This is a genomic window from Enterobacter sp. ZOR0014 (assembly GCF_000798855.1).
Taxonomy (GTDB): Bacteria; Pseudomonadota; Gammaproteobacteria; order Enterobacterales; family Enterobacteriaceae; genus Enterobacter; species Enterobacter kobei.
In genome coordinates, this window is the sequence record NZ_JTLF01000280.1 from 1 (window position 1) to 18082 (window position 18082).

Annotated in this window: 25 protein-coding genes; 13 read left to right on the forward strand and 12 right to left on the reverse strand. The window is 50.9% G+C overall.

The genetic code is table 11. From position 1 onward, the window contains the following. The 3 genes from L977_RS23910 to bfr form a co-directional block, all read left to right on the forward strand. A partial coding sequence (locus L977_RS23910; protein WP_000340867.1) for a hypothetical protein occupies positions 1 to 83 on the forward strand: 83 nt, incomplete at its 5' end. A 179-nt stretch (positions 84 to 262) separates the two neighbouring features. Beyond that, positions 263 to 457, forward strand: a complete 195-nt coding sequence (gene bfd / locus L977_RS14745) for a bacterioferritin-associated ferredoxin (RefSeq protein WP_008503493.1) — start codon at positions 263 to 265, stop codon at positions 455 to 457. A gap of 72 nt (positions 458 to 529) precedes the next feature. After that, the gene (bfr, locus tag L977_RS14750; protein WP_014885483.1) at positions 530 to 1009 is read left to right on the forward strand and encodes a bacterioferritin; all 480 of its coding nucleotides are present in this window, start codon (positions 530 to 532) and stop codon (positions 1007 to 1009) included. Positions 1010 to 1043: 34 nt separating this feature from the next. Here bfr and L977_RS25160 read toward each other — a convergent pair whose 3' ends face one another. From L977_RS25160 to gspC, 12 genes are read right to left on the reverse strand one after another with little or no spacing between them, the layout of a single operon-like run. Continuing rightward, positions 1044 to 1823: a prepilin peptidase gene (locus L977_RS25160; RefSeq protein ID WP_048339401.1), complete on the reverse strand. Its 780-nt coding sequence runs from the start codon at positions 1821 to 1823 to the stop codon at positions 1044 to 1046. A 1-nt stretch (position 1824) separates the two neighbouring features. Further along, positions 1825 to 2298, reverse strand: a complete 474-nt coding sequence (gene gspM, locus L977_RS14760; RefSeq protein ID WP_047626060.1) for a type II secretion system protein GspM — start codon at positions 2296 to 2298, stop codon at positions 1825 to 1827. Then, complete coding sequence (gene gspL / locus L977_RS14765) at positions 2291 to 3499, reverse strand: type II secretion system protein GspL (RefSeq protein WP_197061804.1); 1209 nt, start codon at positions 3497 to 3499, stop codon at positions 2291 to 2293. The genes gspM and gspL overlap by 8 nt, the downstream gene beginning before the upstream one ends. After that, positions 3432 to 4391, reverse strand: coding sequence for a type II secretion system minor pseudopilin GspK (gene gspK, locus L977_RS14770; RefSeq protein ID WP_045135134.1), 960 nt, complete (start codon positions 4389 to 4391; stop codon positions 3432 to 3434). Before gspK ends, gspL begins: the two co-directional genes overlap by 68 nt. Continuing rightward, positions 4388 to 4969, reverse strand: coding sequence for a PulJ/GspJ family protein (locus L977_RS14775; protein ID WP_052192639.1), 582 nt, complete (start codon positions 4967 to 4969; stop codon positions 4388 to 4390). Before L977_RS14775 ends, gspK begins: the two co-directional genes overlap by 4 nt. Beyond that, on the reverse strand, positions 4962 to 5330 hold the full coding sequence (gene gspI, locus L977_RS23270; RefSeq protein ID WP_052192640.1) for a type II secretion system minor pseudopilin GspI: 369 nt from the start codon (positions 5328 to 5330) through the stop codon (positions 4962 to 4964). The genes L977_RS14775 and gspI overlap by 8 nt, the downstream gene beginning before the upstream one ends. Then, a complete protein-coding gene (gene gspH / locus L977_RS14785; protein ID WP_081987743.1) occupies positions 5327 to 5923 on the reverse strand; it encodes a type II secretion system minor pseudopilin GspH in 597 nt (198 codons plus the stop codon). Before gspH ends, gspI begins: the two co-directional genes overlap by 4 nt. Beyond that, positions 5829 to 6272, reverse strand: coding sequence for a type II secretion system major pseudopilin GspG (gene gspG, locus L977_RS14790; protein WP_047626063.1), 444 nt, complete (start codon positions 6270 to 6272; stop codon positions 5829 to 5831). Before gspG ends, gspH begins: the two co-directional genes overlap by 95 nt. A gap of 9 nt (positions 6273 to 6281) precedes the next feature. Further along, positions 6282 to 7481 carry a type II secretion system inner membrane protein GspF gene (gspF, locus tag L977_RS14795; RefSeq protein ID WP_047626064.1) on the reverse strand — a complete coding sequence of 400 codons (1200 nt, stop codon included), beginning with the start codon at positions 7479 to 7481 and terminating at the stop codon, positions 6282 to 6284. Next, positions 7478 to 8953, reverse strand: a complete 1476-nt coding sequence (gene gspE / locus L977_RS14800) for a type II secretion system ATPase GspE (RefSeq protein WP_047626065.1) — start codon at positions 8951 to 8953, stop codon at positions 7478 to 7480. The genes gspF and gspE overlap by 4 nt, the downstream gene beginning before the upstream one ends. After that, positions 8950 to 10935 carry a type II secretion system secretin GspD gene (gene gspD / locus L977_RS14805; protein WP_047626066.1) on the reverse strand — a complete coding sequence of 662 codons (1986 nt, stop codon included), beginning with the start codon at positions 10933 to 10935 and terminating at the stop codon, positions 8950 to 8952. Before gspD ends, gspE begins: the two co-directional genes overlap by 4 nt. After that, positions 10936 to 11751, reverse strand: a complete 816-nt coding sequence (gene gspC, locus L977_RS14810) for a type II secretion system protein GspC (RefSeq protein ID WP_081987744.1) — start codon at positions 11749 to 11751, stop codon at positions 10936 to 10938. Between the two features lie 201 nt (positions 11752 to 11952). On the opposite strand from gspC, the gene L977_RS23275 reads away from it, so the two are divergent. The 10 genes from L977_RS23275 to rpsC all read left to right on the forward strand — a co-directional run bounded on the left by L977_RS23275 (position 11953) and on the right by rpsC (position 18072). After that, positions 11953 to 13374, forward strand: a complete 1422-nt coding sequence (locus tag L977_RS23275) for a peptidoglycan-binding domain-containing protein (protein ID WP_197061805.1) — start codon at positions 11953 to 11955, stop codon at positions 13372 to 13374. Then, on the forward strand, positions 13371 to 13736 hold the full coding sequence (locus L977_RS14820) for a hypothetical protein (protein WP_047343787.1): 366 nt from the start codon (positions 13371 to 13373) through the stop codon (positions 13734 to 13736). The genes L977_RS23275 and L977_RS14820 overlap by 4 nt, the downstream gene beginning before the upstream one ends. 247 nt (positions 13737 to 13983) lie before the next feature. After that, positions 13984 to 14295 (forward strand): 30S ribosomal protein S10, encoded by a 312-nt coding sequence (gene rpsJ / locus L977_RS14825; RefSeq protein ID WP_001181005.1) that lies wholly within the window; start codon positions 13984 to 13986, stop codon positions 14293 to 14295. A 32-nt stretch (positions 14296 to 14327) separates the two neighbouring features. After that, positions 14328 to 14957: a 50S ribosomal protein L3 gene (gene rplC / locus L977_RS14830; protein ID WP_003863274.1), complete on the forward strand. Its 630-nt coding sequence runs from the start codon at positions 14328 to 14330 to the stop codon at positions 14955 to 14957. Between the two features lie 10 nt (positions 14958 to 14967). Beyond that, positions 14968 to 15573, forward strand: coding sequence for a 50S ribosomal protein L4 (gene rplD, locus L977_RS14835; RefSeq protein WP_000424395.1), 606 nt, complete (start codon positions 14968 to 14970; stop codon positions 15571 to 15573). Next, positions 15570 to 15872: a 50S ribosomal protein L23 gene (gene rplW / locus L977_RS14840; protein ID WP_000617546.1), complete on the forward strand. Its 303-nt coding sequence runs from the start codon at positions 15570 to 15572 to the stop codon at positions 15870 to 15872. The genes rplD and rplW overlap by 4 nt, the downstream gene beginning before the upstream one ends. A 17-nt stretch (positions 15873 to 15889) precedes the next feature. Next, complete coding sequence (gene rplB, locus L977_RS14845) at positions 15890 to 16711, forward strand: 50S ribosomal protein L2 (protein WP_000301859.1); 822 nt, start codon at positions 15890 to 15892, stop codon at positions 16709 to 16711. Between the two features lie 16 nt (positions 16712 to 16727). Continuing rightward, positions 16728 to 17006 carry a 30S ribosomal protein S19 gene (gene rpsS / locus L977_RS14850; protein WP_001138117.1) on the forward strand — a complete coding sequence of 93 codons (279 nt, stop codon included), beginning with the start codon at positions 16728 to 16730 and terminating at the stop codon, positions 17004 to 17006. Between the two features lie 14 nt (positions 17007 to 17020). Continuing rightward, positions 17021 to 17353, forward strand: a complete 333-nt coding sequence (rplV, locus tag L977_RS14855; protein WP_002919773.1) for a 50S ribosomal protein L22 — start codon at positions 17021 to 17023, stop codon at positions 17351 to 17353. A gap of 17 nt (positions 17354 to 17370) precedes the next feature. Next, entirely contained in the window at positions 17371 to 18072 is a 702-nt protein-coding gene (gene rpsC, locus L977_RS14860; protein ID WP_000529945.1) for a 30S ribosomal protein S3, read from the forward strand. The last annotated feature ends 10 nt before the right edge of the window (positions 18073 to 18082 follow it).

The window sequence follows — 18082 nt, forward strand, 5'->3', positions numbered from 1 at the left end:
CGATGGATGACGGTCTGCGTTTCGCAATCCGTGAAGGTGGCCGTACTGTTGGCGCGGGCGTTGTTGCTAAAGTTCTGGGCTAATTAATTATCCCCGAATTAAAAAAGGACGCTTCGGCGTCCTTTTTTGTTTTGTGCTGCTCAAGTGTTGTCACAAACTTTCGCATTTTTTGCCTGCACCCGCCCCGTATTCTGGCGTTTGTGCTATTGTAATCATAACCATTCTCACTTACACTTTGCGCATAATTTGAACGGGAGTCTCTATGTACGTTTGTTTATGTAATGGTGTAAGCGACAAAAAAATACGTCAGGCCGTTCGCCAGTTTCAGCCTCAGTCATTTCAGCAGCTTCGCAAATTTGTTCCGGTTGGAAATCAATGCGGTAAATGTGTACGTGCTGCACGTGAAATCATGCAGGACGAGTTGATGCAGATCCCGGAATACAAAGAGATCGCGTAAGCGCCCATCTTTTTTTTGACATCCCCGTAGCCCGATCTACGCTTCAATGAGTGGAAGCGGAGGGACTATATAATGAAAGGTGATGTTAAAATCATAAGTTATCTCAATAAATTATTGGGAAATGAGCTTGTCGCAATCAACCAGTACTTTCTTCACGCGAGAATGTTCAAAAACTGGGGACTTAAACGTCTGAACGACGTTGAGTACCATGAATCTATAGATGAGATGAAACACGCCGATAAATATATCGAGCGCATTTTATTCCTTGAAGGTATTCCAAACCTGCAGGATCTCGGCAAGCTGGGCATCGGTGAAGATGTCGAGGAGATGCTACGTTCCGACCTCAGGCTGGAACTTGAAGGTGCCAAAGATCTCCGTGAAGCCATTGCCTATGCCGACAGCGTTTTTGATTATGTCAGCCGTGACATGATGATTGAGATCCTTGCCGATGAAGAAGGCCATATAGACTGGCTGGAAACTGAGTTGGATTTGATCGATAAGCTGGGTATTCAAAACTATCTGCAGGCGCAAATCCGCGAAGAAAAAGAGTAGTTGATACAGGAAGGAAACCCTCCTTCCTGCCTCCTCACAGCGTTGCCCAGCAGAAACAGCCCCAGCCGCTCAGTGCCAGTGCTGGACCGAAAGGTATCGGGTCACCGAAATGCCCTTTTTTTACCCACAGCAGAAGCCCGTAAAAGATCCCTGCGATTGACGCTACGTAAAGGATCACGGGTACCTCTCGCCAGCCGCACCAGGCGCCCACTGCCGCAAGCATCTTGAAATCCCCGTAACCGATCCCTTCTTTGTGACAAATTAAGCGGACCAGCCAGTAGAGCAGCCACAGAATTAAATAGCCGGCAGCGGCACCCACAATGGCGTCCTGGGAGGAAACAGGGCCAAAAAAGGCATTAAACAACAGGCCAACCCACAGTAACGGTAGCGTGAGCTTGTCGGGTAAAAGGTAATGCTGCAGATCGATCACGCTGAGTGCGAGTACAAACCAAAAGAACAGAAAAAGCGCCAGTGACATTATCATTGATGCTGGATGGAGGGCATAGCAAATGACGGCCATCATCGCACAAAGCCCTTCCAGCAAGGGATAGCGTGTTGAAACAGGCTGGCCGCAGTGGCGACATTTCCCTTTGAGAAGCATCCAGCCGAGCAGGGGAACCGTGTCGTACCAGAACAGTGGGGTTTGACACTGGCAGCACCGGGAGCCAGAGAATGTAAACTCTGACGTTGAACCCGCCTCGCCTGTCGAAGACGGTCGTAAAATCTCGGCAGGCAAACGCCAGGTGAGTATACCCATTGCGGTTCCTGACAGCAGGCCAATGATGAGAAACAGAGTAACCAGTGAGCTATCCATTTTATTTCACTCCGAGCGTCAGGCGCGTCAGGATTATAGTGTCCGTACCCTGTTCACTAGCGTGGAATTCAAGTTCCGCAATCCGCAGACCGTAGTCTCCCTGTAGCACCGCCAGCCAGTTCATAAAAGCGTCCATCCTGAGAGCGTCGGCCGATACAGTCAGTTCTCCGCTATCGGTGCGCTGGAGTTTTGCGGCAGTGCCCAGCATGTGCAAACTGCTTTTAACCTGATTCTCCAGGGAGCCTGATGGTCTCTTTTCCGGAAGAAGAGCTGCAGCCGAAACCTGTTTCTGCAACCAGTGCAGATCGCGTTGCACCTTAGCATAGCGGGATTGCATGGTGTCCGTAGCCTGCTTCAGGGGCTGGTAGAGCCCAAACCAGAAAAGAATGCTGACACCGCAGACAAGCAGTGCGAGTAGCAGCCGCTGTTCACGCGGATCTTTTTGGTGGAACCATTCCTGAGCGCGTTTAATCATTTCGAATCGTCCATAATCCCTGTTCATGTTTATCGACTTTGAGTGAGTAGCCAGCCAGTTTTTGATTTAAAAACGCCTGGATCTGTTGCTCATCGCGGGTAGAAATAAAAAGACGTAAATCATTACGTGCCGGGTTATAACTCACCCCTTCCAGCGCCAGTTCCGGGAAAGCGGACAGATGAGCCTGAAGCTGTCGTAAGAGCAAATAGGGGGCAGGCGATCGTTGCTGTAGCTGCCTGGGTAAATAGGTACGCAGATTACGGGTATGCCTGTTTTCTGGAATATAACGTTGCCATTGCTGCGTCAGAGTGTGGCTCAGCTGTTTTTCATACTCCCGAAGTTGCAAATACACGACAGCCTGAGCCAGACACGCACTCCCGGCTAACAGGAGAAGACTGCAAAGCGCTATGCGTTTGATATTGGTGGTCCAGAAAGAGCGCGGGGCAGGCGGGCGCATTTTCCCGTGCAAAAGGTTAGCGGGTGGTTCCTGTGGATGGAGTATCAAACTATGGCATGCGGGACGCGTTTCCTTCGCGGAAAGGCCAGCTGGCAGTGGACCGTAGCTGACAACCTCTTGCGGGGGATAATGCGCTAGCAGCTGTGCCAGCCAGGAGGCTGTCAGATGGGCAACACTGTTCTCATGCGTTCTGAGCAACCATCCACAGCTGTCTGATAATACCGTCCAGCCGCTTTCACAGGCTGGCAAGCGAAGGGCGTCAATCGTCGCATGCGTGACGTTAAAACCAGCCCCGGCAAAGAGACGAAGCTGGGACATAAGCCAGTCGGCGTCAACGCCAATGACGGAAACTCGCGTTCCCTCCCGAGAGAGTAGCGTCCAGTGCAGCGAGGGCATGCCTTCGTCCAGTGTTTCATCCGCAAGCCACTGAAGTTTTTGATCGGTCAGTTCGTAATTTTCGTCTGGGATGACGATTATTCTGCTCGTTGCCTTTTGGGCCGGAATAACGAGATGAGTGCATCCTGATGCCGGGCGTGCGGCAATCTCCGGCAACTGTTCTGTTGTCAGACTCTGAACCTGGCTGTAGCCACATCCATCATATTCCACCCATTCAAGGGCATTCGGCGTCGATCCAGAAAGGCGGATAAGCAGTTTCGTCGCAGGGACGTTAACTGCTTTATTGTTCGCTACTGCCATCCGTAAGCTGGCGTAAATAGAGTTTGAGTGTTTTAGTTTTTTCGTCATAAATGAAAAATGTGCGCATACCAAAGGTAAGGTCACCCTCATGAACCGTGGATGTGGTCAAAAAATAACTGCTGCTGGTTGTAATCTGTTTTTTAAGCGAATCCACCAGCGGTTTTGCTGCGCTGAAATCCTGTTGGGCCTGGTAAAGAAAATCCTCTACCTTTTCCCAGCCATTTACAGGACGTTTTTTCAGGAGCATTTTTGCATCTGACAAGCTGATATTGTTGAGGAAGAGGGCTGCCAGAAGCGGCGCTTGCTGCTCAGTAAGGGTATTGATATTAATGGCGAGGTCACTGCTGAATCGGGTGCAGATAAAAGGGGCGAGTTTTTGATAAAGCGCGTCAGTCATCCCTTTAATTTTGCGCACTTCTGTGGGTAAAAAGAGCACCTGACCGGCGGTCAGGTAGCCTGGCTGGCTATGCTGATAGTATTCGTCTTCTGCACCTTTAACGCGCGTTGAGTCGTTATCATCGATGTAGTCTGCGATGGATTGTGCGATCTCTTCTGCCCGGTATTTTTCAACGGCGAGCTTCTCCAGTAGGGCATAAAACACGCTGATTTCATACGGTGGCGTCGCCAGTGGTTCTTCCGGCGTATTCTTCAGTGCGTTCAGGTTGTAGCAATGGTGCAGATCGTTTATCTGCCAGCTGACGTCGGTGTCGTCGCCAGGACTCTCCGAGTGGGTGAGTACGTCTCGAGGCTTCTCCTGAAAACGTGCCATAGATTGTGCTTCAGCGTAGAGCAGAGCGTATTTCCCCTGCAGGCTATCATTGATGCGCCGGGTGCGCTGGAGCTGAACCTGAAAACTTATCGTCATCTCTGCTGCCAGCGCAGCCATCAGCGCCAGAATCATTAAAACGATCAGCAATGCAGAACCTTTTTGCGTGTTCATTGCGTCGCTCCTGCAGGTTGGCTGGCGGCTTTTTTTTCCGGAAACCAGCCGGGCAGGACAACGTGTCGGGTTATTTCCGCTTTACCGTCACGCTCCAGCGTTATCGTGGCTGTCGTTGACACGCTCTTTTCATCCGCTGGCGTCATTGTTGCAGAAAAATGGGAGACATGATCCAGCAGTGGCTGTGGTGCCACGTCCTTTTCACTGTCGGATGAGTAGCGTACTGCACGGAATAATGTGTCGTTTTCGATATACCAGTGGACGGTCGTTAAAACGAACGTTGCCCCAAAAGGCATTGCGGGATCCCGGGTTTGTGTTGTGAAAATTACGCTCTCTTTTTCACACAAGAAGGGGAGCGGTGTTTGCCGGTTTTTCCGCGGGACATACTGCATTAAATCATTTTCAAGCATGAGCACGGTGTGCTGGATGGCCTCAAAATCATCGCCAGTCTTCTTGGCTCGCTGGTACTGTTCGGTTGCCTGGGAGAACACCTGAGAGGCCAGAAAGCTGAGCGTTGAGAAAATGACGATCGCCAGCATCACTTCCAGAAGCGTAAAGCCGTTGGGGACTTTACTCATGCTTCGCCTCCGTTTTCTTACTATCTGAAGACCAGGAAAACAGGCTGAGGGTTCGGCCATCAGACGTTATCACTCTGGCCTCTTTCTGAAGCAAAGGAGACGAACTTTGTTTCCCTTCAACCAGTTGCCAGGAGAAGGTCTCATTTAATTGAGAAGAGGCTCCCTCTTTGGCGGCGAGTTGTCCGTAAGTCGAGGTCACGAGTACGTTGTCTGCAACCCAAAGCGCTAGCGTTTCCTGTTTTAACGTTTCCAGCGCTGAAAGCTGCCATTGCATACTGTTGAGAAGTGCAATAATGGCGGTCGCAAAAATAGCCATCGCCAGCAAGACTTCAAGCAGCAGCATTCCGCTTTGTTGTTTCATTGCGGTTCCTTAAAGCGAATGACCTCAAGCGGCAGCGCGCCGTGTGATTGCAGGATGGCGATTTTTTCGCCATCTTCAGCGTTGAAAACCACTGAAAAGGGAGTGACTTGTCCATCGGGCAGGATGACGATTTGCGGTTTGGCCTCCTCCGACGAGGGTGTCACGTCAGGCCTGGTCGGTGCGTCCCAATCGCCGCGTAACGGCAAATTGTCATTGTTTGCTATTTCCTGCCACTGCCATTCACCGGTGCGATCCTTTTTCGGTGCATAGAAAAGCCAGCCGTCAGTAGTGAGCTGAAGGCCGACAGTATGTTTTTCCAGTTGCGCCACGTCTGACATGTATTTTGCTGTCTGTCTGAGGACATCGATCTGCCGCAGTAGCTTTCCGGTAGCGCTCAGCCTGTCACTTTGCATAGCGACAACGCCGGCTGCCGCCAGGGCGATGATGACCATAACCAGCATCACCTCCAGCAGTGTGATCCTTTCTGATGGGCCATTTTTAGCGTGACTTTTTATCGTTATCCCAGTTGTGGATATCATCCTCGGTGCCGGTTTCAGCATCAGGACCTGTGGACATGATATCGATCGCGCCATGCTCACCCGGGCTAATCAGGATGTAGTCATTCCCCCACGGATCGGCGGGCAGACGGCGGATATAACCGTCCGGGTTGTAGTTTTCAGCGCGGGGAGCTTGCCCTGGGGCGGTAATAAGCGCCTCCAGGCCCTGTTCTGTAGTGGGATAACGATGATTATCCAGCTTGTACATATCCAGCGCATTTTCGAGAGCAATAATATCGCTGGCGGCTTTTTGCCGGTCTGCCCGATCCTTATTGCCCATTAAGTTAGGCACCACCAGGCTGGCCAGAACCCCCATAATCACGATGACGACCATCAATTCCATAAGCGTGAAACCACGCTGCCTTTCCTTCTTCTGCGCTTCCATGATTTTTCCTTAATTCATCAATGAGTTGAGTTGTAAGATGGGCTGCATGATCGAGACAACGATAAACAAAACGATCGCTGCCATGACAACAATCAGCGCCGGTTCAAAAATTGCCAGGGTCAGCGAAATGCGGTTTTGCAGCTGCACCTCCTGGTTATTTGTCGCACGTTGCATGAGTTCCCCGAGCTGACCGCTTTTTTCTCCGGAAGCAATCATGTAAATCATCATGGGGGGAAATATTTGCGTCTGCTTCAGGGACTGGCTGATGCTATTTCCCTGGCGCACACTTTCTGCTGCGTCGCTGAGCCGCTGTCCAATTTCACGGTTGCCCACACCTTCTGCTGAGAGCGACATCCCTTCCAGGAGTGGAATACCGCTGAGATTGAGAATACTCAGGGCGCGCAGATAACGGGCGCTATTGATCGCGCAGACCAGCGGGGAGGTCATGCGAAACGCGATGAGCCAGCGATGAAAGCGATGTCGGTTTTCTCCACGCTTCAGCCAGAAAGAGAACAGCGCTCCTCCACAGATAAGCGTCAGTGCGATCCAGGGGCCATATGTCGACAGAAAGTGACTCATCGCCAGTAACGTACGGGTGGAAAGCGGTAGCTCGTGCTTAAGATGAGTGAACTGCGTGGCGACCTTCGGTACCACCGTGGTAAGCAAAATGATAACCACCAGAATGGCGACCGTGGTGAGTAGAGCAGGATAGACCAACGCCTGTGTGAGTTTGCTGCGCATTTGCTGGCGTGCTTCATTATATTCGGCCAGCCTTTCAAGAACGGCGCCCAGCTGGCCGACCGTCTCTCCCGCTTTTACCAGGGTGCAAAAGACCGTATCAAACAGACGAGGGTGGGCTTGCATGGCCACCGAGAGGGGCTGCCCTTCCAGAACGGCGAGGTGCAGAGAAGTGATGACGTCGGCCAGTTTTTTATTTTCTTTTTGCTGTTGGACAACGGCGAGCGCTTCATCCAGCGGCAGCGCCGCGGCGATCAGCGTCGCCAGCTGACGCGTAAAAAGCGTTAATTCGCTGTGGCTGATTCGTGTCGAAAAAGCCCTGAGGGCAACCTTGGGCCGCTGCCGTTTTAGCGTTTGCGGTAATAACCCCTGGCTACGCAACTGCGCGACCATCTCTCTTTCACTCGCGGCCTCACTCAGCCCCGTATGGCGGTTTCCCCGCGCGTCCGTCGCCGTCCAGTGAAATTTCATTGGCGCCCATCCGCTGGAGTCTGACCTTCAGAAGTCACCCGCAGAATTTCTTCAAGTGAGGTCATCCCTTCTGCCGCTACGCGAAGACCGTTTGCCAGCAAGCTGAGGTGATGACGACGCTGGATCTCTTCCAGCTGCCTTTCATGGCGCTCATTGTGAATAGCGTCACGCAGTTCTGGCGTGGCGAGCAGCAGTTCATGGATAGCCATGCGCCCCTGATAGCCGCTTTGTCTGCAAGCGGTGCAACCCTTTGCTTGCCAGAGATGAGATGCATTAATCCCATGGGCTTGCAGAAGCTGTTGCTCCTGAGGCCGCACGGCGTGAGCCGTTTTACAGTGGGGGCATAGCCGTCTGACCAGACGTTGGGCAATCACCCCAACGAGCGAGGACGAGAGAAGGAACGGCTCAACGCCCATATCCCGTAATCGCGTTACGGCACCGCACGCGCTATTGGTATGGAGAGTGGAAAGCACCAGATGCCCGGTCAAAGAAGCCTGAACCGCAATTTGAGCGGTTTCGTTATCGCGAATTTCTCCTACCATGACGACATCAGGATCCTGACGTAAAATAGCGCGTAGTCCGCGGGAAAATGACATATCTACGCGGCTATTAACCTGGGTTTGTCCGATACCTTCCAGTTCGTATTCAATTGGGTCCTCTACCGTAAGCACATTGCGTTCTGGGCTATTTAGCGCGGAGAGAATGGCGTAGAGCGTGGTGCTTTTCCCGGAGCCCGTTGGCCCCGTGACCAGAATAATACCGTGGGGAAGGGCAAGCAGATTCTTCAGACTGTGTGTGTCTGCCGCTGACATATCCAGTTTATCGATGGATAAGCGCAGACTACTTTTATCCAACAGACGCAGAACAACACGTTCGCCATGCTGCGACGGGAGCGTCGACACACGGACATCCACATTTCGCTGACCAATTTTTAAGGTAATGCGTCCATCCTGCGGCAGCCTTTTTTCGGCAATATCCAGTTTGGCCATGATTTTGATACGTGAGATGAGTAAGGCCGCCAGTTTTTTATTCGGATTAACCACCGGGCGCAAGATGCCATCAACCCGGAAGCGGATACTCATCGCTTTTTCAAACACTTCAATATGAATATCTGAGGCGTGTTCTTTAATTGCTTCGCTGAGCACGGCATTAATAAGCCTGATCACCGGCGCGTCCGACTGCTCGTTCAGCAGATCTTCATTCGTTGGGATCTCTTCAGATAGCGTACTGAGATCGTCCGAATTATTAATATCTTCGGCAATTAACTGGGCTGACCCGCTGTTCTGTTGGTAAATAAGCTCCAGCTTTTCGGCAAACTGCTGCGGGGGGAGCCGGGTAAAACAGGTGCACTCTGGCGCAACGGATGCGAACTCGAGCAGATGCTCAAGTGTGGCATCTGTCGAGTAGAAGAGAGTCTCTCCTTGTAAGGCAATGCCATAGCGCTGCGCTTTTTTCCATGCGTGCTGACTCATTCCGTTCGACCTTCCCTGAACGGATTTTTAGCGTCCGGTGTCGCCGTTGCATTATTAAAAGCCCGATCTTCAAGCTCTTTGATGTTATCGACGTTAATCAGTGTTTCAATTTGCTTTTCACGTCTCTCTTTTTGCAGATCTTTGAAATTGGTGTATTTCTCACGTGAGAGTGAACGATAGACCTCATCGTCTCTGATAATGGTCGGGCGGATAAAGACCATCAGGTTACGTTTGCTTTTCTCATTGGATGTGTAGCGGAAAAGCTGTCCCACCAAAGGGATATCGCCCAGCAGGGGAACTTTTGAAACTTCTTGCTTACTGGCGTCATCCATCAAACCGCCAAGCACAACGGTTTCGCCACTTTTCACCAGGACGGCATTCTGTATTGTTCGGGTGTTGAAGGTTGGGCCGAGCGAGGAAGAGCTTGTCGATGTGTCGACGCTGGAAACCTCTTGCTCGATCTCCATCAGAACAGAATCACCCTCGTTAATCTGCGGGGTGACTTTTAACTTGGTCCCCACCGTCTTACGCTCGACGGTATTGTAAATATTATCGCCGGAGGTCGTCTGGGAACCGGAAAGTACGGGCACATCCTGCCCGACGTTGAAGGCTGCTTCTTTATTATCAAGCGTAACGATGCTGGGCGTAGACAGGATGTCGTTTTTGTTGTCGGTATTGAGTGCTGTGAGGAGCACCCCCCAGTCGCCGTTGAAAAAACCTGCCGCAAGGCCGTTATAATTACTGAAGAGGTTGTAAGCTGGGTTATCGCTGGTGATTCCTCCGTTTGCTTTGAATTCACCCACGCCCTGTGCCGCGTTAAAGATTGGCAGGCCAGTTTTGGTAAACTGTTGTCCACCAACGTTTTTCTCAGCCCACTGCACACCCAGGTTCAGACCTTTACCGTCCTGAACTTCAACGATAATCGCTTCCACCAGAACCTGTGCACGACGAATATCCAGCTTAGCGATAACCTCATCGAGTTGCTGAAGAATACCCTGATCGGCGGTCACAACCAGTGAGTTGGTTTGTTCATCTGCAGTAATAGAGATATCGCGGCTGCTGCTGGTTGCCGTATTGGTTGTGCCACTTTTGCCATCTTTCAGTTTTTGCGTGACACCGGTTAAAACGTCAACAAGCTTATCCGCTTTGGCATATTTCAGGTACCATACCCGCGTGTTTCCTTGCCCTTGCTCCTGGGTATCAAGACGTTTTACCAACTCAGTAATTCTTGCGCGGGCGCGTTCTGAGCCTCTGATAATCAGCGCATTGCTTCTTTTATCGGCAACGATGTGCGTCTGGAGTGTCGCAGGTTGTGCCTCTTTTGCGTTCTCACGCGACAGCGTGTTAAGGACATCGGCAAGATCGACAGCGGAAGCATATTTCAGCGGGATAATTTGCTCTTGCTCGTCACCCATGACATCGACACGTTTAATGACTTCCAGCATGCGATTGACGGTTGATGCTTTGCCGGTAATGACCAGCGCATTAGAGGGCTCATAATGCGAGACGTTACCGACATTACCGCCATCGAGCATTTGACGAAGCAGAGGAGACAGCGATCGTGCTGGAACATTTTCCAGAGAAACAATACGTGTCACCAGTTCATCACCCTTGCCGGGCTGCGTGTTACTGGTAAGCTTTCCTGGAAGATTTTTCACGGTTTCTGAACGCACGACTTTCAGCAGGCCATTATCAAGAGTAATAAGTGAAAAGCCATAAAGGTCGAGCACGCTGAGGAAAAATTGATAGTATTCCTCTTTATTAAAGGTACCTACGCTTCTGACGGAAATGGATGCTTTAACATCGGGATCAATCAGAATCGTTTTCCCCATGTTTTGTCCCACGATGTTGACAAACGTTTGAATGTCCGCACCGTTAAAATTCGCCGTGTAATCAGCTGAATATCCGGGCTTAGCGGTGGCGATGAGCAAAAAAAACAGCGAAAGCGCTTTCAGTCGCTGGCTTGCGGAGGTTCCATCCATTTATTTATCCTGACCGTCCTGGAATTGTTGAACGGCAACATTAATTAGTTTTGGTGATGCATTTCGCAAGAGGGTAATCTGAGCCGTCTGCAGATGTCTAAGTGCCTCCTGCGCCTGGGTTATATTCGCCTGTTGCGTTAAAGACATATTGTTAAGCTGAATAGCAATGTCACCAGGTGCAATGGCTGTCCGTGAAAATAATTCTGTATTACCGCGAGGTAAAAGGCGCAATCCTCGCAAGACATTTTTATCAACGACAGGAATCGCTTCAATAAAATCTGACAATGTGACATCTGTTGGTGCCGGCTGCTCGTTCACTTTTTCTGGCGTTGCGGCAGGTGGCGTCAGTTCGGTAAGCAGCGTAAGCTGCGCGGTGTTTCCGCCTGAGGAGAAAAACACCTGGTTCTTAGTGATATCAATGATGCGCGTGCTGTTGGATGATTTAAGCACATCATCAATAGAATAGACATTCTGTTCCCCCCCTTCCTGCAGAATGGCCCGGGACGATAATTTATCCGAACTATGAATAATACCGCTTAAATGGATATGGGACAGAGTATCTACGTTGCCACTCACTAATGGGGGCGCGTCAATGCGATTATTGACTGACGATGATAAATTCCATTTATATTTTTCATTAAAATTATTCAATGGCGTGATGATATCCTCATTAATCAGCGACGCTTTGTTATTACCCCACTGTATATATGCTGAGTAAATGAAGATAAAGATACCCATAGCGCTAGTCAATATAATCATAAGGCTCAGGGTGCGATACGATAACGCATTTTTCACTAAGGGAGAGATGGTTGCCATGAAATCGCTTTTAAGAATGACTAAGAGTGAACGTGTTTCTTGTTTAAGTCCGTCATAATATAATCAGTCATTGGCACGCAGCAAGTCATATGCAATATATATCCCTGTTTTAGGAATAGAATAATTTTCGAGGTAATGCGGCTATTCATGGATGAGCTAAATACTTTTTATACTACGCGGCATTGTCTGATTCGGGACAGCATGTTTTCCACGTTAATTCAGGAACAATGGCTAATATTACAGGGCGGTAAAGGGTCAGGAAAAAGTGTGCTTGCGCAAGGGGTGATTAGCGCGTGGCCTTATCGCGCGCTCACCATCAGCCCTTTGAACCGAAAAGGTTACCTGTGGGAGTGGGTAATTATTGCGGATTCGCAGACGGATAACAGTCTGGCGGGAAAAATATTCCCTGTTGAGAAGCTCTGGGAGGAACTGTACAGCGCGGGGACCGTGACACATGGCAGTATGCCGCTGTTTGTCCTGGAAGATGGACACCGAATCTCCAGGGGGCTTGTTTCAACGATTCTGGCGTTTATGACCATGATGCCGCAAGCCCGATTGCTACTTACAGGGATATTCAACCGTCGTCAGCAGCGCGAGTTACGGGTATTACAGCCGGTATGGTTTGAGATACCCGCGCCGGACAGTAAAGATTACCGCAAGGTGATCTCCTCTCATGCAGGCATTGGCCCTGAGACAACCAACACTCTTCCGGAACAATTTATCAGACGATGCATGAGACGTTGCGATGGCAATCTTCATCTTGCCGCGCGACTGGGAGGGGTTATTCGTCGTAATAAGATGGAGGGGGAGGAACACCCCGCCTCTATTATTGACGCTTCTCTTCAGCGTGAGGCGTTGCGTTACCTGCCCGCACCGGGCCGTCAGGGCGTAACCTGGTTGCTGCTGTTGGTGTTAACGGTGTTATGTGGTGGAGGAGGCGCATACTTCGCCAGGCCTCTTTCCCAGTGGCTGCCACCGCTCACAACGTTGCTTCCTGTAGAATTCTCAAGACCTGTCTCAACTCATGCGCGACTGATGGCAGAGACGATGTCTACCAATGAATCGCTCAGTTTACTTTTTAGCGTCTGGGGGTATGAGGTAGACAAAGGAGAAGCCTGGTGCGATCAGGCATACCGGGGCGGGATGGCCTGCCTTTCCGGCACCGAAACGCTTGAAACACTGTTGTCTGACGGACTTCCCTGGGTCGCCACCCTGGAAGTTGATAGCGCCAGTTTCCCTGTCGTCGTGATCGGGGGAGGAGAGAACACGCTTACCGTGCTGTCAGGAAATCAAACATGGATCCTTGATAAGGCATGGTTCAGCCATGTCTGGACAGGGAATGTGACGCGAATGTGGAAGCCATCGCCCGACGGCAACGCAAGCATAACAAAGAAGAGTAGCACCGATGACATTGTCTGGCTTGATACGATGCTGAGCCGCGTGCTGAATGTCGAGGCGGAAGGGACGGGAGAATGGAGTTCGCTGCTAACTGAGAAGGTCCGCCAGTTTCAGGCGCAAAATAAGATTAAAGTCGATGGTGTGATGGGACAGTTGTCACTTATCAGGCTATGGCAATCCCTGGGTGAAAGTCCAACGTTGATTCAGGAAAGAGGGACGATATGAGCGAGCAAACGGAAACCTCTTTGCAGCCCAAAGTACGCTTTGTCCGGCCAGATATGCCGCGCCCGCTTTGGGCGGGGATATGCATCGCATTGTCCTGGCTTTTATATAGTGTGGGTTGCGCGGTCGTCGGGTATTACCTGTACCGCGGGATTGCTCTGCACGCGTCTTCATCACCAGAGCCTCAGCATTATCGGCTTTCTGAGGAGCACTATATCTATAAGAAGCGTCCCTTGCCGGTGCCGGTGGAAGAGACGGATGTTAGTGTGTCGGAGGAAAGCGACGCTGAGCATCCGGTTGCTGCCGGAGAAAAGGGCGATCTTGAAGCGCGTGTTAAGCAGGCGATAGCAGATATTGACCAGTAGTGTACGTGTCTTGCAAAAGGTTGGTTATTATCGACACAGTCGACTTGCATTAAGCCTGTAAATACGTATAATGCGCGGGCTTGTCGTAATTGACGGCTGGTTCGATATGAACCTGGGTAGCGCATTTTGTTACTCAACAATGCTCCCAATTGGGGAGCTACGTAAGAACGGTTACACTCTCCCATCAATCGTAATGGGTTTGAGGAGTAATCATTTTCGTTTATAAAATAATTGGAGCTCTGGTCTCATGCAGAACCAAAGAATCCGTATCCGCCTTAAAGCGTTTGATCATCGTCTGATCGATCAATCAACCGCGGAAATCGTCGAGACTGCTAAGCGCACTGGTGCGCAAGTCCGTGGTCCGATCCCGCTGCCGACCCGCAAAGAGCGCTTTACCGTTCTGATCTCTCCGCACGTTAACAAAGACGCGCGTGATCAGTACGAAATCCGCACTCACAAGCGTCTGGTTGACATCGTTGAGCCAACTGAGAAAACCGTTGATGCTCTGATGCGTCTGGATCTGGCTGCCGGTGTAGACGTGCAGATCAGCCTGGGTTAATCAGGTCATCGAGCGATTGAGAGGTTGAAACAATGATTGGTTTAGTCGGTAAAAAAGTGGGTATGACCCGCATCTTCACTGAAGATGGCGTTTCTATCCCAGTAACCGTAATCGAAGTTGAAGCAAACCGCGTTACTCAGGTTAAAGATCTGGCTAACGATGGCTACCGCGCTATTCAGGTTACCACTGGTGCTAAAAAAGCTAACCGTGTAACCAAACCAGAAGCGGGTCACTTCGCTAAAGCTGGCGTAGAAGCTGGCCGTGGTCTGTGGGAATTCCGTCTTGCTGAAGGCGAAGAGTTCACCGTAGGTCAGGACATTAGCGTTGAGCTGTTTGCTGACGTTAAAAAAGTTGACGTAACCGGTACCTCTAAAGGTAAAGGTTTTGCTGGTACCGTTAAGCGCTGGAACTTCCGTACCCAGGACGCTACCCACGGTAACTCCTTGTCTCACCGCGTTCCGGGTTCTATCGGTCAGAACCAGACTCCGGGCAAAGTGTTCAAAGGCAAGAAAATGGCAGGTCAGCTGGGTAACGAACGTGTAACCGTTCAGAGCCTGGACGTAGTACGTGTTGACGCTGAGCGCAACCTGCTGCTGGTTAAAGGTGCGGTCCCGGGTGCAACCGGTAGCGACCTGATCGTTAAACCAGCTGTGAAGGCGTAAGGGGATAGCAATGGAATTAGTATTGAAAGACGCGCAGAGCGCGCTGACTGTTTCCGAAACTACCTTCGGTCGTGATTTCAACGAAGCGCTGGTTCACCAGGTTGTTGTTGCTTATGCAGCTGGTGCTCGTCAGGGTACTCGTGCTCAGAAGACTCGTGCTGAAGTAACTGGTTCTGGCAAAAAGCCATGGCGCCAGAAAGGTACCGGCCGTGCGCGTTCAGGTTCTATCAAGAGCCCGATCTGGCGTTCAGGTGGCGTGACCTTCGCTGCGCGTCCACAGGACCACAGTCAAAAAGTTAACAAAAAGATGTACCGCGGCGCGCTGAAAAGCATCCTGTCCGAACTGGTACGTCAGGATCGTCTGATCGTTGTCGAGAAGTTCTCTGTAGAAGCGCCTAAAACTAAGCTGCTGGCTCAGAAACTGAAAGACATGGCTCTGGAAGATGTGCTGATCATCACCGGTGAGCTGGACGAGAACCTGTTCCTGGCCGCACGTAACCTGCACAAGGTTGACGTACGCGATGCGACTGGTATCGACCCGGTTAGCCTGATCGCCTTCGACAAAGTCGTAATGACTGCTGATGCTGTTAAGCAAGTTGAGGAGATGCTGGCATGATTCGTGAAGAACGTCTGCTGAAGGTGCTTCGCGCACCGCACGTTTCTGAAAAAGCGTCTACTGCGATGGAAAAAACAAACACCATCGTTCTCAAAGTTGCTAAAGACGCGACCAAAGCAGAGATCAAAGCTGCTGTGCAGAAACTGTTTGAAGTCGAAGTCGAAGTCGTTAACACCCTGGTTGTTAAAGGGAAAGTTAAACGTCACGGACAGCGTATCGGTCGTCGTAGCGACTGGAAAAAAGCTTACGTCACCCTGAAAGAAGGCCAGAACCTGGACTTCGTTGGCGGCGCTGAGTAAGTCGGAGGAGTAATACAATGGCAGTTGTTAAATGTAAACCGACATCTCCGGGTCGTCGCCACGTAGTTAAAGTGGTTAACCCTGAGCTGCACAAGGGCAAACCTTTTGCTCCGTTGCTGGAAAAAAACAGCAAATCCGGTGGTCGTAACAACAATGGCCGTATCACCACTCGTCACATCGGTGGTGGCCACAAGCAGGCTTATCGTATTGTTGACTTCAAACGCAACAAAGACGGTATCCCAGCAGTTGTTGAACGTCTTGAGTACGATCCGAACCGTTCCGCGAACATCGCGCTGGTTCTGTACAAAGATGGCGAACGCCGTTACATCCTGGCCCCTAAAGGCCTGAAAGCTGGCGACCAGATTCAGTCTGGCGTTGATGCTGCAATCAAAGCAGGTAACACCCTGCCGATGCGCAATATCCCGGTTGGTTCTACCGTTCATAACGTAGAAATGAAACCAGGTAAAGGCGGTCAGCTGGCGCGTTCCGCGGGTACTTACGTTCAGATCGTTGCGCGCGACGGTGCTTATGTCACCCTGCGTCTGCGTTCTGGTGAAATGCGTAAAGTCGAAGCAGACTGCCGCGCTACTCTGGGCGAAGTTGGCAATGCTGAGCATATGCTGCGCGTTCTGGGTAAAGCAGGTGCTGCACGCTGGCGTGGTGTTCGTCCTACCGTTCGCGGTACTGCGATGAACCCAGTCGACCACCCACATGGTGGTGGTGAAGGTCGTAACTTTGGTAAGCACCCGGTAACTCCGTGGGGCGTTCAGACCAAAGGTAAGAAGACCCGCAGCAACAAGCGTACTGATAAATTTATCGTACGTCGCCGTAGCAAATAATTTTAGAGGATAAGCCATGCCACGTTCTCTCAAGAAAGGTCCTTTTATTGACCTGCACTTGCTGAAGAAGGTAGAGAAAGCGGTGGAAAGCGGAGACAAGAAGCCCCTGCGCACTTGGTCCCGTCGTTCAACGATCTTTCCTAACATGATCGGTTTGACCATCGCTGTCCATAATGGTCGTCAGCACGTTCCAGTCTTTGTTACCGACGAAATGGTTGGTCACAAACTGGGTGAATTCGCACCGACTCGTACTTATCGCGGCCACGCTGCTGATAAAAAAGCGAAGAAGAAATAAGGTAGGAGGAAGAGATGGAAACTTTAGCTCAACATCGCCATGCTCGTTCTTCTGCACAGAAGGTTCGCCTTGTTGCTGACCTGATTCGCGGTAAGAAAGTGTCGCAGGCCCTGGACATCCTGACCTATACCAACAAGAAAGCTGCGGTATTGGTCAAGAAAGTACTGGAATCTGCCATTGCTAACGCTGAACACAACGATGGCGCTGACATCGACGATCTGAAAGTCGCGAAAATTTTCGTAGATGAAGGCCCAAGCATGAAGCGCATTATGCCGCGTGCGAAAGGTCGTGCAGATCGCATCCTGAAGCGCACCAGCCACATTACTGTGGTTGTGTCCGATCGCTGAGACTCTGGAGACTAGCAATGGGTCAGAAAGTACATCCTAATGGTATTCGCCTGGGTATTGTAAAACCATGGAACTCTACCTGGTTTGCGAACACCAAAGAATTCGCTGACAACCTGGACAGCGATTTTAAAGTACGTCAGTACCTGACTAAGGAACTGGCTAAAGCGTCTGTATCTCGTATCGTTATCGAGCGTCCAGCTAAGAGCATCCGTGTGACTATTCACACTGCTCGTCCTGGCATCGTTATCGGTAAGAAAGGCGAAGACGTAGAAAAACTGCGCAAGGTCGTAGCGGATATCGCTGGCGTTCCTGCACAGATCAATATCGCTGAAGTTCGTAAGCCTGAACTGGACGCTAAATTGGTTGCTGACAGCATCACTTCTCAGCTGGAACGTCGTGTTATGTTCCGTCGTGCTATGAAGCGTGCTGTACAGAACGCAATGCGTCTGGGCGCTAAGGGTATCAAAGTTGAAGTTAGCGGCCGTCTGGGCGGCGCGGAAATCGCACGTACCGAATGGTACCGTGAAGGTCGCGTACCGCTGCACACTCTGCGTGCTGACATCGACTACAACACCTCTGAAGCGCACACCACTTACGGTGTAATCGGCGTTAAGGTATGGATCTTCAAAGGTGAGATCCTGGGTGGTATGGCTGCTGTTGAACAACCGGAAAAACCGGCTGCTCAACCTAAAAAGCAGCAGCGTAAAGGCCGTAAATAAGGAGCGTCGC